The 16841-nt window shown below is 74.2% G+C and carries 15 protein-coding genes; 13 read left to right on the forward strand and 2 right to left on the reverse strand.

The window, feature by feature from the left end; genetic code table 11:
- The first annotated feature begins 350 nt into the window (after nucleotides 1-350).
- The 13 genes from ABT112_RS31335 to ABT112_RS31395 all read left to right on the forward strand — a co-directional run bounded on the left by ABT112_RS31335 (nucleotide 351) and on the right by ABT112_RS31395 (nucleotide 14021).
- Nucleotides 351-1139: an SRPBCC family protein gene (locus ABT112_RS31335; RefSeq protein WP_351515174.1), complete on the forward strand. Its 789-nt coding sequence runs from the start codon at nucleotides 351-353 to the stop codon at nucleotides 1137-1139.
- 42 nt (nucleotides 1140-1181) lie between these two features.
- Nucleotides 1182-1991 carry an aldose epimerase family protein gene (locus ABT112_RS31340; RefSeq protein WP_351515175.1) on the forward strand — a complete coding sequence of 270 codons (810 nt, stop codon included), beginning with the start codon at nucleotides 1182-1184 and terminating at the stop codon, nucleotides 1989-1991.
- 26 nt (nucleotides 1992-2017) lie between these two features.
- Nucleotides 2018-2563: an orotate phosphoribosyltransferase gene (gene pyrE / locus ABT112_RS31345; RefSeq protein ID WP_351515176.1), complete on the forward strand. Its 546-nt coding sequence runs from the start codon at nucleotides 2018-2020 to the stop codon at nucleotides 2561-2563.
- 129 nt (nucleotides 2564-2692) lie between these two features.
- Nucleotides 2693-3796, forward strand: coding sequence for a class II fructose-bisphosphate aldolase (gene fbaA, locus ABT112_RS31350; protein WP_351515177.1), 1104 nt, complete (start codon nucleotides 2693-2695; stop codon nucleotides 3794-3796).
- Nucleotides 3797-4027: 231 nt separating this feature from the next.
- Nucleotides 4028-5686 (forward strand): MFS transporter, encoded by a 1659-nt coding sequence (locus tag ABT112_RS31355; RefSeq protein WP_351515178.1) that lies wholly within the window; start codon nucleotides 4028-4030, stop codon nucleotides 5684-5686.
- A 38-nt stretch (nucleotides 5687-5724) separates the two neighbouring features.
- Nucleotides 5725-6138: a DUF3151 domain-containing protein gene (locus ABT112_RS31360; RefSeq protein WP_351515179.1), complete on the forward strand. Its 414-nt coding sequence runs from the start codon at nucleotides 5725-5727 to the stop codon at nucleotides 6136-6138.
- Nucleotides 6139-6510: 372 nt separating this feature from the next.
- The gene (locus ABT112_RS31365) at nucleotides 6511-7365 is read left to right on the forward strand and encodes a tryptophan 2,3-dioxygenase family protein (protein ID WP_351515180.1); all 855 of its coding nucleotides are present in this window, start codon (nucleotides 6511-6513) and stop codon (nucleotides 7363-7365) included.
- A 250-nt stretch (nucleotides 7366-7615) separates the two neighbouring features.
- Entirely contained in the window at nucleotides 7616-9076 is a 1461-nt protein-coding gene (locus ABT112_RS31370; protein WP_502975507.1) for a kynureninase, read from the forward strand.
- A gap of 84 nt (nucleotides 9077-9160) precedes the next feature.
- Nucleotides 9161-10192 (forward strand): alpha/beta hydrolase, encoded by a 1032-nt coding sequence (locus ABT112_RS31375; RefSeq protein ID WP_502975508.1) that lies wholly within the window; start codon nucleotides 9161-9163, stop codon nucleotides 10190-10192.
- Nucleotides 10193-10259: 67 nt separating this feature from the next.
- Nucleotides 10260-11564, forward strand: a complete 1305-nt coding sequence (locus ABT112_RS31380) for a sensor histidine kinase (RefSeq protein WP_351515182.1) — start codon at nucleotides 10260-10262, stop codon at nucleotides 11562-11564.
- Nucleotides 11561-12229 carry a response regulator gene (locus tag ABT112_RS31385; RefSeq protein ID WP_351515183.1) on the forward strand — a complete coding sequence of 223 codons (669 nt, stop codon included), beginning with the start codon at nucleotides 11561-11563 and terminating at the stop codon, nucleotides 12227-12229. Before ABT112_RS31380 ends, ABT112_RS31385 begins: the two co-directional genes overlap by 4 nt.
- Before the next feature lie 185 nt (nucleotides 12230-12414).
- Nucleotides 12415-13629: a cytochrome P450 gene (locus ABT112_RS31390; protein WP_351515184.1), complete on the forward strand. Its 1215-nt coding sequence runs from the start codon at nucleotides 12415-12417 to the stop codon at nucleotides 13627-13629.
- Nucleotides 13630-13709: 80 nt separating this feature from the next.
- Nucleotides 13710-14021 carry a hypothetical protein gene (locus ABT112_RS31395; RefSeq protein WP_351515185.1) on the forward strand — a complete coding sequence of 104 codons (312 nt, stop codon included), beginning with the start codon at nucleotides 13710-13712 and terminating at the stop codon, nucleotides 14019-14021.
- A gap of 81 nt (nucleotides 14022-14102) precedes the next feature.
- Here ABT112_RS31395 and ABT112_RS31400 read toward each other — a convergent pair whose 3' ends face one another.
- Both ABT112_RS31400 and ABT112_RS31405 read right to left on the reverse strand, forming a co-directional pair.
- The gene (locus ABT112_RS31400; RefSeq protein ID WP_502975503.1) at nucleotides 14103-15743 is read right to left on the reverse strand and encodes an ABC transporter permease; all 1641 of its coding nucleotides are present in this window, start codon (nucleotides 15741-15743) and stop codon (nucleotides 14103-14105) included.
- Nucleotides 15740-16798 (reverse strand): ABC transporter ATP-binding protein, encoded by a 1059-nt coding sequence (locus tag ABT112_RS31405; RefSeq protein ID WP_351515186.1) that lies wholly within the window; start codon nucleotides 16796-16798, stop codon nucleotides 15740-15742. The genes ABT112_RS31400 and ABT112_RS31405 overlap by 4 nt, the downstream gene beginning before the upstream one ends.
- Between the last annotated feature and the right edge of the window lie 43 nt (nucleotides 16799-16841).

The raw sequence follows: 16841 nt of genomic DNA on the forward strand, positions 1-16841 counted from the left end.
GTTCCGGAACGTATATTTACGGCCCTGGGGGCCACAAATACACGGAAGCTTCCGGAACCCCCCACCCCTGCGGCCCCGCCCCCTCCCGCCGGTGGTTCGTACCCAGGCCTCGGCCGCTACCGCCGGTGGCCTGCATGTGGGGTTTCGTTTCTGTGGCCGGTCCCGCGGTGGCTTGGCCCTGCGGCTTGGCCTTTCCCCGGTGGCCGGTCCCGGATGCCGTCACCCATTGCCGGTGGCACGTCGGTTGGTGTTTCGGAGTGTCTGCTTCCGGTCGGTTGGATGGGTGGGGAGGCGTTGATGTCGGGGTGGAGCGGGTGCTGGAGGGGGATGGCTGGGTAGGCTCGGTCTTCATGGAGCATGAGGTGTTCGTTCCGTTTTCCGCCGGCACTGTGCGGCAGGTCCTCGTCGATCCGACGAGGGTCGCCGGGTGCATTCCTGGGTTCCAGGAGGACGCCGACGCGGCGCGGGAGCCGGGCGCGGTCGTCGGCCGGCTGCGGCTGCGCGTCGCCAACTCGACCATCACCTACCGCGGAAGTCTGCGGGTGATCCCGCGGGACGGTGGCGACCTCGCCGTCGAGGGCGAGGGCACGGAGGTGCGGGGCGGCGGGTCCGTGCGCTGCGCGCTGACCGTACGGCTGACCGCCGGGGACGGCGGGACGCTGCTCGCCTGGAGTGGGACCGTGCACAGCGAGGGCCGGCTGGCCGAGGCGGACGACGCCGCGGCCGGGGCCGCGGGGCGGCGGCTGCTGGACCGTTTCGCCGCCGAACTCGCGGCGGCGCTGGAGTCGCCGCCCGGCTCGGGCGAGGGCGACGACCATCAGCGCGTCATCCCTGGCATCCCGTCCCCGGAGAGGCCGGAGGACGAGGAGTCGGGTTCCGTGTTCGAGACCGACGCCGAGATCGACGCCGTCATCGAGGACGGTGAGGAACCGCCGGCGGAGGCCGCGCACGCCCGGCGCACGATGATCGGCCGTAGCGCCGAGGAGGTCGACCACGCGCCGCCGCGCGGCCGGTACGCCCCCGTGCCCGCGCCCGAGGCCACCTCCACCACGGCCACCTTGCGCTGGGCGGCGCCCGCCGCGGCGGCGCTCGTCGCCTCGGCCGTGGTCGTCGGCCGGATCCTGCGCCGTCGGCGGTAGCGCCGGGCGCGCGGTGATCGGGTCGCGGCTAGGGTTCGAGGGGTGAGTACCCATGACACCCCCGACGGCGGCGTGCGACTCGGCGCGGGCGATGCCGAGTTGACCGTGCTGCCGGCGCTCGGCTGCCGGATCGGATCGCTGCGGATCGGCGGCACGGAGCTGCTGCGGCAGGGCCCCGACCACGGGGCGTTCCCGATGGTGCCGTTCTGCGGGCGGACGGAGAACGGCCGGTTCCGCAACGGCGGCACCGTGCACCAGCTGCCGCTGAACTCCCCGCCGCACGCCATCCACGGCACCGGCCGGGACGCCGAATGGAGCGTCGCCCGCACCGAGAAGGCGTCCGCGGTCTTCACCTACGACCTTGCCGACCCGTGGCCGTACCCGGGCCGGGTCACCCAGCTGGTCGAGCTCGACGAGGACTCGCTGACCCTGACCATGGGGGTCGAGACGATCGACGACTCGTTCCCCGCCCAGGTGGGCTGGCACCCCTGGTTCCTGCGGAACCTCGGCGCCGGCGGAGCGGACGCCGTGATCGACTTCGCGCCCGCCTGGCAGGAGGAGCGCGGGGACGACCATCTGCCGACGGGCCGCCGGATCGATCCGCTGCCCGGCCCCTGGGACGACTGCTTCGGGATGCCGGACGGGGTGGAGACCACCCTCACCTGGCCGGACGAGCTGGAGCTGACGATCACCAGCCGCGGGGAGTGGGTCGTGATCTACGACGAGCAGCCCGAGGCGATCTGTGTCGAGCCGCAGTCCGGGCCGCCGAACGGCCTCAACACCGCGCCGCGACTGGTCACCCCGGTCCAGCCGCTGGAGATGGCCACCACCTGGAGGTGGCGTCGGCTCTGACCGCCGGCCCGGCTAGTCTCGTCCGTATGAGCTCTTCCTCCGACGTGCGTGACGCCCTGCTGCAGCAGATCAAGGACAAGGCCGTGGTCCGCGGCAAGGTGACCCTCTCCTCCGGGCTGGAGGCCGATTACTACATCGACCTGCGCCGGATCACCCTCGACGCGGAGGCCGCCCCCCTGGTGGGGCAGGTCATGCTGGACTCCACCGCCGACCTCGACTTCGACGCGGTGGGCGGGCTCACGCTCGGTGCCGACCCGGTCGCCACCTCGATGCTGCACGCCGCCGCCGCCCGCGGCCGCAAGCTCGACGCGTTCGTGGTCCGGAAGGCGCAGAAGACGCACGGCATGCAGCGCCGCATCGAGGGCCCGGACATCAAGGGCCGCCGGGTCCTGGTGGTCGAGGACACCTCCACCACCGGCGGCTCCCCGCTCACCGCGGTGCAGGCCGCCCGGGAGGCGGGCGCCGAGGTCGTGGCGGTCGCGACGATCGTGGACCGCGGCGCCGCGCCCGCCATCGGGGAGGCCGGAATTCGGTACGTCCCGGCCTACGAGCTGCCCGATCTGGGTCTCTGACCTGCGCATTCGAAGAGGGGCGGAGCGTTTCACGTGAAACGCTCCGCCCCTCTTCGGTGTCCGCATTCTGGGCCGGGTGGACCAATCGGGCTCGTCTGGGAAGATGGGGGCGACGATGACGTCGCCCCCATGGTCAGGGCCACGGAAAATTCCCGGGGAGCAGACCCCGGACCCCCGGCTGCACACCCGCAGATCACAAGGAGCGGACAGATGCCCATCGCAACCCCCGAGGTCTACAACGAGATGCTCGACCGGGCGAAGGCAGGCAAGTTCGCCTACCCGGCCATCAACGTGACCTCGTCGCAGACGCTGCACGCGGCCCTCCGCGGCTTCGCCGAGGCGGAGAGCGACGGCATCGTCCAGATCTCCACGGGTGGTGCGGAGTTCCTGGGCGGTCAGTACAGCAAGGACATGGTCTCCGGTGCGGTCGCCCTGGCCGAGTTCGCGCACATCGTCGCCAAGAAGTACCCGGTGAACATCGCCCTGCACACCGACCACTGCCCGAAGGACAAGCTCGACGGCTACGTCCGGCCGCTGCTCGCCGTCTCGCAGGAGCGGGTGGCCGCCGGCCAGAACCCGCTCTTCCAGTCCCACATGTGGGACGGCTCCGCCGAGAAGCTCGACGAGAACCTGACCATCGCGCAGGAGCTGCTCGCCGAGGCCGTCAAGGCCAAGATCATCCTCGAGGTCGAGATCACCCCGACCGGTGGCGAGGAGGACGGCGTCACGCACGAGATCAACGACGAGCTGTACACCACCGTCTCCGACGTCGAGCGCACCGCCGAGGCCCTCGGCCTGGGCGAGAAGGGCCGCTACCTGCTGGCCGCCTCGTTCGGCAACGTGCACGGCGTCTACAAGCCGGGCAACGTCGTGCTCCGCCCCGACCTGCTGCGCGAGCTCCAGGACGGCATCGCCGCCAAGCACGGCAAGGAGAACCCGTTCGACTTCGTCTTCCACGGCGGCTCCGGCTCCACGGAGGACGAGATCCGCACCGCGCTGGAGAACGGCGTCGTGAAGATGAACCTCGACACCGACACCCAGTACGCCTTCACCCGCCCGGTCGCGGACCACATGTTCCGCAACTACGACGGGGTGCTGAAGATCGACGGCGAGGTCGGCAACAAGAAGACCTACGACCCGCGCAGCTGGGGCAAGTCCGCCGAGAAGGGCATGGCCGAGCGGGTCACCCAGGCGTGCGCCAACCTGCGCGCCACCGGCACCAAGCTGAAGTAGTGCGCCGGGCGTGACCGCTCCGTCCGGGCCGGACCCCCTGTGGGGCCGGCCGCGGACACGGCCACCTGTGCGAACCGGGCCGGGCCCCCCTCAGGGGGTCCGGCCCGGACGCGTTCCCGGAGGCGGGGCGTCGTCCAGGGGTGGGCGGGGCGCGGTGCCGGGTGTTTCCGGTGGCCGGGCCGCGGTGCCGTCGGACTGGCCACCGGCAGGTCGCGCGAGGATGATCCCGGTATGAGCGATTTCTCGGGGCGGTCGGCCACCGGGCGGACGCCGTCGGACGGGACGCCTCCGCCGCCCGTCGGCAGCACCCCCGGCACGATCCGGCTGTCGCAGGGCCCGGGCCGCTGGATCCTGCTCACCACCGTGCTCGGATCGGGCATGGCCCTGCTCGACGGCACCGTCGTCAATGTGGCCCTGCCCCGGATCGGTGCCGATCTCGACGCCGACCTGGCCGTGCTGCAGTGGACCGTCAACGCCTACACGCTCACCCTCGCCTCGCTGATCCTGCTGGGCGGGGCGCTGGGCGACCGGTTCGGACGGCGACGGATCTTCGTGATCGGCGTGGTGTGGTTCGCCCTCGCCTCGCTGGCCTGCGGGATGGCCCCCAACGCGCCGGTCCTGATCGCGGCCCGGGCCCTCCAAGGCATCGGCGGCGCGCTCCTCACCCCCGGCTCGCTGGCGCTCATCCAGGCCACCTTCCATCCGGCGGAACGGGCCCGCGCGGTGGGCGCCTGGTCCGGGCTGGGCGGGGTGGCGGCGGCGGTCGGGCCGTTCCTCGGCGGCTGGCTGGTCGACGGGCCGGGCTGGCGCTGGGTGTTCCTGATCAACGTCCCGCTGGCCGCCGTCTGCGTCGCGGTGGCGGTGCGGCACGTGCCCGAGACCCGCGACCCGCGGGCACACGGGCGCTTCGACGTCGCCGGTGCCGCGCTCGGTGCCGTCTCCCTCGGCGCGGCCACCTACGCCCTGATCGAGGCCCCCGAGCAGGGCGCCTCCCCGGCGGTGGTGATCGCGGGCGTCGGCGGGGTGCTGCTCGGGGCCGCCTTCGTCCACCTGGAGCGGCGGCGCCGGGACCCGATGCTGCCGCCGCGGATCTTCGCCTCCCGGCAGTTCACCGCCGTCAACGCCGTGACCTTCTGTGTGTACGCGGCCTTCGGCGGCTTCTTCTTCCTCTCCGTGCTCCAGCTCCAGGTGGTGCTCGGCTACTCCGCACTGGCCGCGGGGACGGCCCTGCTGCCCACCACCGGAATGATGCTGCTGCTCTCCGCCCGCTCCGGCGAACTGGGCCAGCGGATCGGCCCCCGCATCCCGCTCACCGTGGGCCCGCTGCTCTGCGGCGCCGGGCTGCTGCTGATGCTCCGGGTGGACGCCGGGGCCTCGTACTGGGCGGACGTGCTGCCCGCCCTGCTGGTCATGGGCTCGGGCATGGTGCTGCTGGTGGCCCCGCTGACCGCGACCGTGCTCGCCTCCGTCGAGGTCGAGCACGCCGGCCTGGCCAGCGGCGTCAACAACGCGGTGGCGCGGGCCGCCGGGCTGCTCGCGGTGGCGGCGCTCCCGCTGCTCGCCGGAATGGGACCGGAGGCCTACCGGGAACCGGCGGAGTTCGCGGACACCTTCCGCCGGGCCATGCCGATGTGCGCGGGCATCCTGCTGCTGGGCGCGCTGATCGCCGTGCTGACCGTACGGTCCGACGTGCTGGCGCCCTCCGGCCCCGCCGCCGCGAAGGCGCCGGGCGGGGCGGAAGAGGCGGCCGGTGCGGAGGAGGCGGCCGGCGCGGAGGGGGCGGCCGGGGAGGCCGAGGCGCAGCCGCGCTGCCGGGCCGAGTGCCGGACGTACTGCGCGGTGACCGCACCGCCACTGGATCCCGGTACTTCCGTATCGGGCCGGTCCTGATCACCCCTTCCGGGCCCGGGGCAGGCAGACTGGGGACCATGTCCACACACGAGAACCTGCTCGGGGGCCCGCCCCCGACCCATCTGCCCGACGACCCCGAGCCCCGCGAGCTGCTGGCCTCCGGCGCGGCCCCGGCCGAGGTCGCGGCGAAGTACCCCGCTTCCTCCCTCGCCTGGGCCCAGCTCGCCGACGACGCCTTCGAGGGCGGCCGGACCGTCGAGTCCTACGCCTACGCCCGCACCGGCTACCACCGCGGGCTCGACTCACTGCGCCGGGCCGGCTGGAAGGGCCACGGGCCGGTGCCCTTCGAGCACGAGCCGAACCGCGGTTTCCTCCGTGCCCTGCACGCGCTGGCCCGCGCCGCCCAGGCCATCGGCGAGGAGGCGGAGTACGAGCGCTGCACGACCTTCCTGCGCGACTCGTCCCCGACCGCCGCCGACATCCTCACCTGAGGAACCCCTCTTCCGAGCCGTGTCCCCCGCCGGGGACGCGGCTCACTCTTCGCCGAGTGACGCATGCGCCGTACGACGACGCATGCGTCACGTGCGTTGCGGGGGATGGTTGCGGGGGATACCTGAGGCGCGGGCGGCGCCGGGGCCCCCGCCCTGGAGACCGCGGAACGTCCCGTTCCGGGGGTGGTGGATCGCGGCTGCCGGTGCGGCCATCGGCGGGAGAGTTCTTGCCGTAGTGGCTGTACAGCACCGATGATGCGCTCAGGGCCGGATTCGCCGTCGCGGTGGACCCGGCCCGAAGAGGGGACCGGGGCTCCGATGCCGAGAGGAAGGGGCGGACCGCTACCCGGCAGTACGCACGAGGAGACAGCAATGTCACACCTGCCCCCTGCGTCGGAAGCCGGTCCGGAGGCCGGCCCCGACACCCCGAATCTCGACTTCGCGGGCACCACGCCGTACGAGGACTACGTCCAGGCGGACGTCCTCACCCACCTCCAGCACCCGCTCTCCGACGACCCCGGCGAGATGGTCTTCCTGGTCACCACCCAGGTCATGGAGCTGTGGTTCACGGTGATCGTCCATGAGTGGCAGACCGCCGCGGAGGCGCTCCGCCAGGACGACCTGCCCGTCGCCCTGGCCGCCCTGAAGCGGTCCACCTACGAGCTGGAGTCGCTCAACGCCTCGTGGAAGCCGCTGGCCCACCTCACCCCGGCGCAGTTCAACTCCTACCGCAGCGCGCTCGGCGAGGGCTCCGGCTTCCAGTCCGCGATGTACCGGCGGCTGGAGTTCCTGCTCGGTGAGAAGTCGGCCTCGATGCTCGTCCCGCACCGGGGCGCGCCGCGCGTCCACGACGAGCTGGCCAAGGCCCTGCAGGAGCCCAGCCTCTACGACGAGGTGGTGCGGCTGCTCGCCCGCCGCGGCCACGCCGTACCGGCGTCGGTGCTGGAGCGGGACCCGTCCCTGCGCTACGAGCCCGACCCCGGGGTCGAGCGGGCCTGGCAGGACATCTACTCCGGCCCGCAGGACAGCGAGCTGGTCCGGCTCGGCGAGGCGCTGACCGAGGTCGCCGAGCTGGTGTGGCGGTGGCGCAACGACCACCTGGTCGCGACCCGGCGGGCGATGGGCGCCAAGACCGGAACCGGTGGTTCGGCCGGCGTGGCGTGGCTGGAGAAGCGCGCGGCCAAGAACGCCTTCCCCGAGCTGTGGACGGCGCGCAGCCATGTCTGACGCGAAGGCCAAGTCCGACGCGCAGGCCATGTCCGACGCGACGGCCGGGGCGGACACGATGGCCATGTCCGATGCGGCGGCCGGGGCCGGCGCGGCGGCCGGTGCGGACGGCCGGCCCGGGTCCCCCGCGGTGTCCACGCGGACGGCGGGCGCGGTGCGCGGACGGGATGCCGATGTGCTGGGGGAGCGGAACGATTCCTCGGAGGCCGTGGGGCCCGGACGGGCCGCGGCCACGGACGAACGGAGCGGTATGGGCGGCACCACGGAGACCACGGACGCCACGGATCCCACGGGCGCCACGGGCGCCACGGACACCCCCGTTCCCGGCGACCTCGCCGCGCGGGCGGCTCGCCGGGACGATGCCGACCCGCTGGCCGCGGTGCGCGACCGCTTCGCCCTCGACGACGGGGTGACCTACCTCGACGGCAACTCGCTCGGCGCCCTGCCGCGCAGTGTCCCCGGCCGGATGGCCGAGGTCATCGAGCGGGAGTGGGGCGAACTGCGGATCCGCTCCTGGGAGGAGAGCGGCTGGTGGACCGCGCCCGAACGGATCGGTGACCGGATCGCGCCGCTGATCGGGGCGGCGCCGGGCCAGGTGGTCGTCGGCGACTCGACCAGCGTCAATGTGTTCAAGGCCGTGGTGGCGGCGGTCCGGGCGGCGCAGGCGGCCGGCAGCGGAACCGGAGCGGATGCCGGAGCCGGAGCGGAGGCCGGAGCTGCTGCCGATGCCGGAGCCGACGGCGATGCCGGAGCTGCCGGAGCTGCCGGTGATGCCGCGCGTGCCGGGTCCGGTGTCGCAGTCGGGGCCGCAGTCGGTGCCGGTGCCGGTGCCGGGGAGTCGGGTGCGGGGGCGGTGCGGCGCGACGAAGTGCTCGTCGACGCCGCCACCTTCCCCACCGACGGGTACGTCGCCGAGTCCGCCGCCCGGCTCACCGGCTGCCGCATCCGGGCGGTCGCGCCCGGGGACATGGCCGCCGCGTTCGGGCCGCGTACGGCCGTGGCGCTGGTCAACCACGTCGACTACCGCAGCGGGCGGCTGCACGACCTCCCCGGCATCACGGCCGCGGCGCACGCGGCCGGGGCGCTGGTGGTGTGGGACCTGTGCCACAGCGCGGGAGCCCTGCCGGTGGAACTCGACGCGCACCGGGCCGACTTCGCCGTCGGCTGCACGTACAAGTACCTCAACGGCGGTCCGGGCGCGCCCGCCTATCTGTATGTGCGGCGGGATCTGCAGCCCGGTTTCGACTCCCCGCTGCCCGGGTGGAACTCGCACGCCGACCCGTTCGGCATGGAGTCCGCCTACACCCCGGCGGACGGCTCCGCGCGGGGCCGGGTCGGCACGCCGGACATCCTGTCGATGCTGGCGCTGGAGGAGGCGCTGACCGTCTGGGACGGCGTCTCCGTCGAGGCCGTGCGGGAGAAGAGCCTCGCCCTGACGGACTTCTTCCTGGAGTGCGTGGCGCACCATGCCCCGCCGGGCACGGTCGAGTCCGTCACTCCGGCCGCGCACCCGGAGCGCGGCAGCCAGATCGCGCTGCGCTGTCCCGACGCGGGCGCGGTGATGCGGGAACTGACGCGGCGTGGGGTGGTCGGCGACTTCCGGCGTCCGGACGTGCTGCGCTTCGGCTTCACCCCGCTCTACACCTCCTTCGCGGACGCGGAGCGGGCCGCGCGGATCCTGGGCGAGGTGCTCGCCGAGCGGCGGGCCTGACCGGTGGCCGCTGGCGGGGGAGGGGACGCGGAGGCCGAGGAGGCCTCCGCGTTCGGCCACGCGCCGGTACCGGCCGACGTCTGCCTGCCGTACGGGCCGCACCCGGACCAGGTCCTCGACCTCTACGCCCCGCGGGGCGGCAGTGGGCCCGCGCCGCTGGTGGTCCTGCTGCACGGCGGCGCCTGGCGCGCTCCGTACGACCGGCACCACGTCTCGCCGCTGGCCGCCCGGCTCGCCGGCTACGGCTTCGCCGTCGCCTCGGTGGAGTACCGCCGCGGGCCGGGGCCGACGGACCGGGGGGACGGCCCCCGGACGGACGGGGCGCCGGGGGAGGGCGGCCCGGCGCCGGACGACTTCCGGGTGGCGGACGACCAACCGGCGGCGGACGACCTCCCGGTGGCGGGGGAGAGCGGGACGGGGCACGGGAACGGGCCGGGCGCGGTGCCGCGCGCGGGCCGCTGGCCCGAGACCTTCGACGATGTCGCGCTGGCCGTCGACCGCCTCCCGGCGCTGGTCGGGGAGGTGCAGGACGCCGAGCGGAGGGCCGCCGTGCGGGGCGTACCGCAGGGTGACCCCGCGTGGGCGCGCGTCGATCCGGCGTGCACCGTGCTCACCGGGCACTCCGCGGGTGGGCACCTCGCGCTGTGGGCGGCGGCCCGGCACCGGCTGCCCGTCGGGTCCCGGTGGCACCGCGCCGGGCCGCCGGGGACGGATCCGTGCGCACCGCCGCCGTTCCGCGGGGTCGTCGCCCTGGCCCCCATCGCGGACTTCACCACCGCCCGGCGCCTCGGGGTGTGCTCGGACGCGGCGGTGCAACTGCTGGGCGGCCCCGAGAAGTGGCCGGCGCGGCTGCCGTACGCCGACTCCGCCGCGCTGCTGCCCACCGGGGTCCGCACCACGGTCGTCCAGGGCGCCTGCGATGCCGATGTGCCCCCGGACGTCGCCCGCGCCTTCGTGGCGGCGGCCGAGCGGGCCGGACAGCCGGTCCGGCTCGTGCTGCTCGACGGGGTGGGCCACTTCCCGCTCATCGACCCGGCCGCGCCCGCCGCCGCGGTCGTCGCCGACGAGATCGCGCGGCTCGCCATTCACGCTCCGTGGACGCCTCGTCATCCTTGAGACGGACGAGAAGATGTCAGCTTTGTCGGTGACGACGCCCGGCCCCGTACTGCGTAGCGTGCTGCCTGTGAATGAGACGACAACCGCGTGGACCGAGTCCCGCATAGCCCGGACCGCCTGGCAGGCGGTGCGCCACGACCTGATCGAGGACGCCTGGGCCCTCCGGCCGCTGCCGCCGCTGCGCGCCGAGCGCTTCGTCCGCTGGCCGCGGATCGAGCGGATCGGTGGCCGCTGGCTCCCCCACGCGACGGTCGCCTTCCTCGCGCTGCTCATCACCATGGCGGAGATGTCGGCCCGCTCCACCACATCGGCACCCGGGAACATCATCGACTTCTGCCTGGTGCTGACCCAGACCCTGCCGGTGCTGCTGGCCCTGCTCCGGCCGGTCGGCGCCTTCTGGGCGTCGCTCGCGGCCACCGTCGCGTCCCCCCTGACCGGCGAATGGGGCAACCCCGGCATGATGGCGCTCGTCACCGTCATGATCCTGGTGGCGCTGCGCAGCCGGCCCCGGGTGGCCGTGGAGATGTGGCTGATCACGGTGACGGTCGCCCTGCTGGTCGACATGGTGCTCAACGACGGCTACCGCACCGTGATGTTCCTCCCGCTGGCCTTCTTCTCCGCCGTCCTCCTCGCCACCGCCGTCGCCCTGCGCGGCTGGCGGCTCGCCCGCGGCGAGGTCGCCGAGCAGGAGACCCTGGTCGCCGACGTCCGCGGTCAGCACTCGCTGCTGGAGGAGCGCGCGCGGATCGCCCGCGAACTGCACGACGTCGTCGCCCACCACATGTCGGTGATCGCGATCCAGGCCGAGGCCGCCCCGTACCGGGTCAGCGATCCGCCCGAGGAGCTGACGAAGAGCTTCGGCACCATTCGCAGCAGCGCGGTCGAGGCGCTCGCCGAACTGCGCCGGGTGCTGGGCGTCCTGCGCTTCGAGAGCGCCGACGACCAGCAGCTGCCCGACGCGCCGCAGCCCGACCTCTCCCGGCTCGACGAACTCGTCGACGGCGTCCGGTCCGTGGGCCTCTCCGTCGAGGTCGCGCGCTTCGGCGCGCAGCGGACCCTGCCCCAGGGCGTCGAGCTGTCGGCCTTCCGCATCATCCAGGAAGGGCTGAGCAACGCCCTGCGCCACGCGCCCGGCTCGCGGGTCCGGGTGGAGGTCAGCTACGTCCTCACCGGCCTCGGCCTGCGGATCGTCAACACCCCGCCGACCGCGAAGGTGCAGCCCTCCCCGGGCATGGGCCACGGGGTGATGGGCATGCGCGAACGCGCCGCGATGCTCGGCGGAGAGCTGACCGCCGGACCCACCGCCGACGGGGGCTTCGAGGTCTCGGCCTTCCTCCCGCTCGACCAGCCGGCCGAGGAGGCCACCGCATGACCATCCGGGTGCTGATCGCCGACGACCAGATGATGGTCCGCGAGGGTTTCTCCGTGCTGCTGAACGCGCAGCCCGACATGGAGGTGGTCGGCGAGGCCCTCGACGGCCGCGAGGCGGTCGGCCAGGTGGAGACCCTCCGGCCCGACGTGGTGCTGATGGACATCCGGATGCCCGGCATGAACGGCCTGGAGGCCACCCGCCGGATCGCCGAGGCCCGGCAGGACGACGCGGGCGCCCGGGTGCTCATCCTCACCACCTTCGACCTGGACGAGTACGTCTACGAAGCGCTCCGGGCGGGCGCCTCCGGCTTCCTGCTCAAGGACGCCTCCGCCCGGCAGCTCGCCGACGCGGTACGGATCGTGGCGGCGGGCGAGGCCCTGCTCGCCCCGACCGTCACCAAGCGGCTGCTGGCCGAGTTCACCCGGCTCGGCGCGCCGCGCGCCCCGCGGATGGACCGGATCGAGGCGCTGACCGAGCGCGAGACCGAGGTGCTCGCCCAGATCGCGCAGGGGCTGTCGAACGGGGAGATCGCGGACCGCCTGGTGGTCACCGAGGCCACCGTCAAGACCCATGTGAGCCGCATCCTCGTGAAGCTCGGGCTGCGCGACCGCACGCAGGCGGCGGTCTTCGCCTACGAGATCGGGCTGGTGACGCCGGGCGGATAGCCGCGGGGCGCGGGCGGGATGGCGGTGCGGCCCGCCCGTACGGGGTGCCGGTACGGGGTGCCGAGGGCCCGGGGCCGCCCGCGGGACGCCATGGGGACGGGCCCCGGACCCCGGAAGCCGGGCCGTCCCGCACCGGACCCGGCCGATCAGGAGCGGGCAGCCGTACTCCTGGGTACCGTCTGGCCATGAATGCAGCCGCTGTCGCCTTCGACCCGTGGTCCCCCGCCTTCGTCGCGGACCCGTACCCCGCCTACGCGGGACTGCGGGAGACGGGCCGGGTGCACTGGTACGAGCCGACCGGGCAGTGGCTGATCCCCCGGCACGCCGACGTCAGCGCGCTGCTCCGCGACCGCCGGCTGGGCCGCACGTATCTGCACCGGTTCAGCCACGAGGAGTTCGGCCGCACCCCGCCGCCGCCCGAGCACGAGCCGTTCCATGTGCTCAACGGCAACGGCCTGTTGGACCTGGAGCCGCCGGACCACACGCGGATCCGCCGGCTGATCTCCAAGGCGTTCACCGCGCGCACCGTGCAGCGGCTGACCCCGGCGGTCGAGCGGATGGCCGCCGAGCTCGCCGACGAGCTGTGCGCACGGGGCGGCGGCGACCTGATCGAGCTGGTCGCCGAGCCGCTGCCGGTCGCGGTGATCGCGGAGATGCTGGGCATTCCGCGCGCGGACCGCGGGCTGCTGCGGCCCTGGTCGGCCGACATCGTCGGGATGTTCGAGCTCAACCCGACGGAGGAGGCGGCGCGCCGGGCCGTCCGGGCCTCGGTGGAGTTCTCGGCCTATCTGCGCGACCTGATCGCCGAGCGCCGTGCCGCCCCCGGTGACGACCTGATCAGCGCCCTGATCGCGGCCCACGACGAGGACGACCGGCTCAGCGAGCAGGAGATGATCTCGACCTGTGTGCTGCTGCTGAACGCCGGCCACGAGGCCACCGTCAACACCACCGCCAACGGCTGGCTGACCCTCTTCCGCAACCCGGACCAGCTGGCCGCGCTGCGCGCCGACCCCGCTCTGCTGCCCACCGCGGTCGAGGAACTGATGCGGTACGACACCCCGTTGCAGATGTTCGAGCGCTGGGTGCTGGACGACATCGAGATCGCGGGGCGGACCCTTCCGCGGGGTACGGAGGTGGCGCTGCTGTTCGGCTCCGCCAACCGGGATCCGGAGCGGTTCCCCGACCCGGACCGCCTGGATCTCACCCGCTCCGACAACCCGCACCTGACCTTCGGCGCCGGTATCCACTACTGCCTGGGCGCCCCGCTGGCCCGCATCGAACTCGCCGCCTCCTTCGGCGCCCTGCTGGAGCGGGCGCCGGGGCTGCGCCTGGTCACCGAACCGCGCTGGAAGCCGGGCTATGTGATCCGCGGGCTGGAGGAACTGGTCGTCGAGGTCTGACGGGCGGCTTCGTCTCACGTCCGAGCGGCGAAGCGTGCAACGGGACAGAGCGGCGACACCTGGTACACGGACATCGCGCAGTGCGCCCCGACGACCCGGCGCATCCGTGGGAGCCGACCGGCGACCGGATCCACTCCGTGCTCGCCCGGAGCGCCGACCAGGGCACGGAGATGCAGCCCGATCTGCGCATCATCGGCAACGGCTTCAGCGGGAACATGCTCCTGCGCGACAAGCCCCACCCCTGGCGACCCGTCGAGGTGGAAGAGCCCATGGTGGACGACACCACCGGCGGCAGTCCCTACGAGCGCGGGGAGGACGCCCCCGGCGGCGGCAACCCCAAGCCGGGCGGGGACGACGACCGCGGCGCCCCCGGCACCGGCCGAGCCGGCTGACCCGGGCCCGGGGCGCGCCCCACGAGCAGGGGCGGCCCCGGGCCCGGCACGACAGGCCGGCCGCCAACCGGCGAGCGACCGTCAGCCGATGTCCCGGCGCCGGAACGCCAGCAGCCCGGCCCCCGCGAGCGCCGCCGCCAGCAGCGTCAGCCAGAGGAACGGAGCCGCGTGCGCCTCGGCGCCCGGCAGTTTCGGCAGGTGGCTGAAGGGCGACAGGTTCATCGCCCACTGCGGCAGTTCGACCGTCGGCCCGAGCCAGCCGATGCCGAGCCAGGCGCCCGCCACGCCCCACGCCACCGGGGTCGCCCTCGGCAGGGCCCCGAACAGCAGCATCGCGCACCCGGCCGCCAGCCACACCGCCGGCGCCTGGGCCAGCGACGCCCCGAGCACTCGCGGGAGTTCGCCCCCCAGGCCGCCCGCCGTCGCCCCGTAGCCGACGCCCATCGCGACCCCGCAGCAGAAGAGCACCGCGACCGTGCCGAGGAACGCGACGGCCAGATGGCTGCCCGCCCAGCGCAGCCGGCCCGCCGCGGTGGCGAGGACCGGCTCCGCGCGCCCCGCGGTCTCCTCGGACCGCAGCCGCAGCACGCTGCCCACGGCGAACAGGGCGGCCACCATGCCGAGGATGCCGGTCATCGCGGCGAGCGAGGAGTCCGCGAGGCCCTGATGGCCGCCCATCCGGTCGATGATCGCGCGGGTCCCTTCGTTGTCGTCCACCAGCTCCGCGGCGCCGTCCGTGATCGCCCCGAACACCAGGCCCGCGACGGCGAATCCGGCCGTCCAGCCGAGGAGCGAACCGCGCTGGAGCCGCAGCGCCAGACCGTACGTCCCGCCGATCCGGCCGGCCGGCGGGCCGGGGCGGGACGGCAGGAAGCCCGCGCCGAGGTCCCGGCGGCCGGCGAGCGCGAAGGCCGTGGCCGTCGTCGCCGCGGTGAGCGCGACGAGCAGCAGCAGGATCCACCAGCGTTCGCCGGCGGCCGGCCGGACGTTCTCCGCCCAGCCGAGCGGCGACGCCCAGCCGAGCGGGGAGGAGCCGTCGTCGGACACCACGTCCCCCGCCGTGCGCAGCACGAACGCCAGCCCCAGCACGGCCCCGGCCAGCCCCTTCGCGGGCCGGGCGCTCTCGGTGAGCTGCGCCGCGACCGCCGCGACACCGGCGAACGCCATGCCCACCGCGCCGAGGGTCAGGCCGAGCGCCAGGGAGCCCGCGGCCGGGGCGCCGTACCCGGAGGCCGTGGCGGCGACCAGCAGCGCCAGCAGGGCGTTGGCCACCGCCGCGGCGAGCAGGGCCGCGGTCAGCGGGGCGCGGCGCCCCACCACGGCCGAGGACAGCAGTTCCTGACGGCCGGTGTCCTCCTCCTCGCGGGTGTGCCGGACCACGATGATCAGGCTCATCAGCGCGGCCAGCACCGTGCCGAAGCCGAGGGACCGCCAGGCGATCAGCCCGCCCACGGTGTCCTGGAACACCGGCCCGTACAGGCCGCGCAGCGAACTGCTGGTGGTCATCGACTGCGCCACGTCGGCCCGCTTGGCCGCCGTGTCGTAGAGCTTGACCAGCGAGGAGCCGGTCCCGGCGACGACGGCGGTCTGGGCGAGCACCCAGACGGGCATCATGACGCGGTCCCGGCGCAGGGCGAGCCGCAGCAGCGTGCCGGTCCCGGCGAGGCCGCCGCGGCGGCCCGGGAGCGCCCGGGCGGACGGGGCGTGGGCGACGGCGGTCACCGGACGCCCGCCGTCCGCGCGTCACCGGATCCTGTGTCGCCGGGGGCGGCGTCACCGGGGGCAGTGGCACCGGGGGCCGCGGAACCAGAGGCAGCGCCACCAGGGGCCGCGGTGCCGGAAGTGGGGCCGCCCCCGCCCGGGTCCCCGCCCGGGGCCCCGTCCTGGTAGTGCCGGAGGAACAGCTCCTCCAGCGTGGGCGGCGTGCTGGTCAGGCTGCGCACCCCGGACTCGCTCAGCTGCCGCAGCACCCCGTCGAGCCTGTCGGTGTCGACCTGGAGCCGCACCCGCCTCCCCTGGATGTCGAGGTCGTGGACGCCGGGGAGCCGGGAGAGCCCGTTGGGCGGCCCGGCGAGCTCGGCGCTGACCGAGGTCCGGGTCAGATGCCGCAGGTCGGCGAGTGATCCGCTCTCGACGGTCCGGCCCCGGCGGATGATGCTCACCCGGTCGCACAGCGCCTCCACCTCGCTCAGCACATGGCTGGAGAGGAGGACGGTCCGGCCGCGCTCCCGCTCCTCCGCGACGCAACTCTGGAACACCTCCTCCATCAGCGGGTCCAGCCCCGAGGTGGGTTCGTCGAGGATCAGCAGGTCGACGTCGGAGGCGAACGCGGCGACCAGCGCGACCTTCTGCCGGTTGCCCTTCGAGTAGGCGCGGCCCTTCTTGGTCGGGTCGAGTTCGAAGCGCTCCAGGAGCCGGGCGCGGCGGTTGGGGTCCAGCCGTCCGCGCAGCCGCCCGTAGAGGTCGATGGCCTCGCCGCCGGAGAGGTTCGGCCACAGGGTGACGTCGCCCGGGACGTACGCGATCCGGCGGTGCAGCTCCACGGCGTCGTGCCAGGGATCCCCGCCCAGCAGCCGGACGGTGCCGCGGTCGGCCCGCAGCAGACCGAGGAGGACGCGGATGGTGGTGGACTTCCCGGCGCCGTTCGGCCCGAGGAAGCCGTGGACCTCGCCGGTCGCCACGTCGAGGTCGAGACCGTCGAGCGCGTGCGTCCGGCCGAAGGACTTGTGCAGGCCGGCCGTGTGGATCGCCGGCTCCGGTGAGAGGGCCTTGGTCATGCTTCTGAAAGTACGCTACTTTCAGAAACTTGTGAAGTTAAGG

This window comes from Streptomyces sp. NPDC002055, assembly GCF_040296705.1.
Lineage (GTDB): Bacteria > Actinomycetota > Actinomycetes > Streptomycetales > Streptomycetaceae > Streptomyces.

Bases quoted from the DNA above. Each gene is read 5' to 3' on its own strand.
- ABT112_RS31335 (WP_351515174.1), top strand. From the start codon at position 351: ATGGAGCATGAGGTGTTCGTTCCGTTTTCCGCCGGCACTGTGCGGCAG.
- pyrE (WP_351515176.1), top strand. From the start codon at position 2,018: ATGAGCTCTTCCTCCGACGTGCGTGACGCCCTGCTGCAGCAGATCAAG.
- fbaA (WP_351515177.1), top strand. From the start codon at position 2,693: ATGGTCAGGGCCACGGAAAATTCCCGGGGAGCAGACCCCGGACCCCCG.
- ABT112_RS31355 (WP_351515178.1), top strand. From the start codon at position 4,028: ATGAGCGATTTCTCGGGGCGGTCGGCCACCGGGCGGACGCCGTCGGAC.
- ABT112_RS31360 (WP_351515179.1), top strand. From the start codon at position 5,725: ATGTCCACACACGAGAACCTGCTCGGGGGCCCGCCCCCGACCCATCTG.
- ABT112_RS31365 (WP_351515180.1), top strand. From the start codon at position 6,511: ATGTCACACCTGCCCCCTGCGTCGGAAGCCGGTCCGGAGGCCGGCCCC.
- ABT112_RS31370 (WP_502975507.1), top strand. From the start codon at position 7,616: ATGGGCGGCACCACGGAGACCACGGACGCCACGGATCCCACGGGCGCC.
- ABT112_RS31385 (WP_351515183.1), top strand. From the start codon at position 11,561: ATGACCATCCGGGTGCTGATCGCCGACGACCAGATGATGGTCCGCGAG.
- ABT112_RS31390 (WP_351515184.1), top strand. From the start codon at position 12,415: ATGAATGCAGCCGCTGTCGCCTTCGACCCGTGGTCCCCCGCCTTCGTC.
- ABT112_RS31405 (WP_351515186.1), bottom strand. From the start codon at position 16,798: ATGACCAAGGCCCTCTCACCGGAGCCGGCGATCCACACGGCCGGCCTG.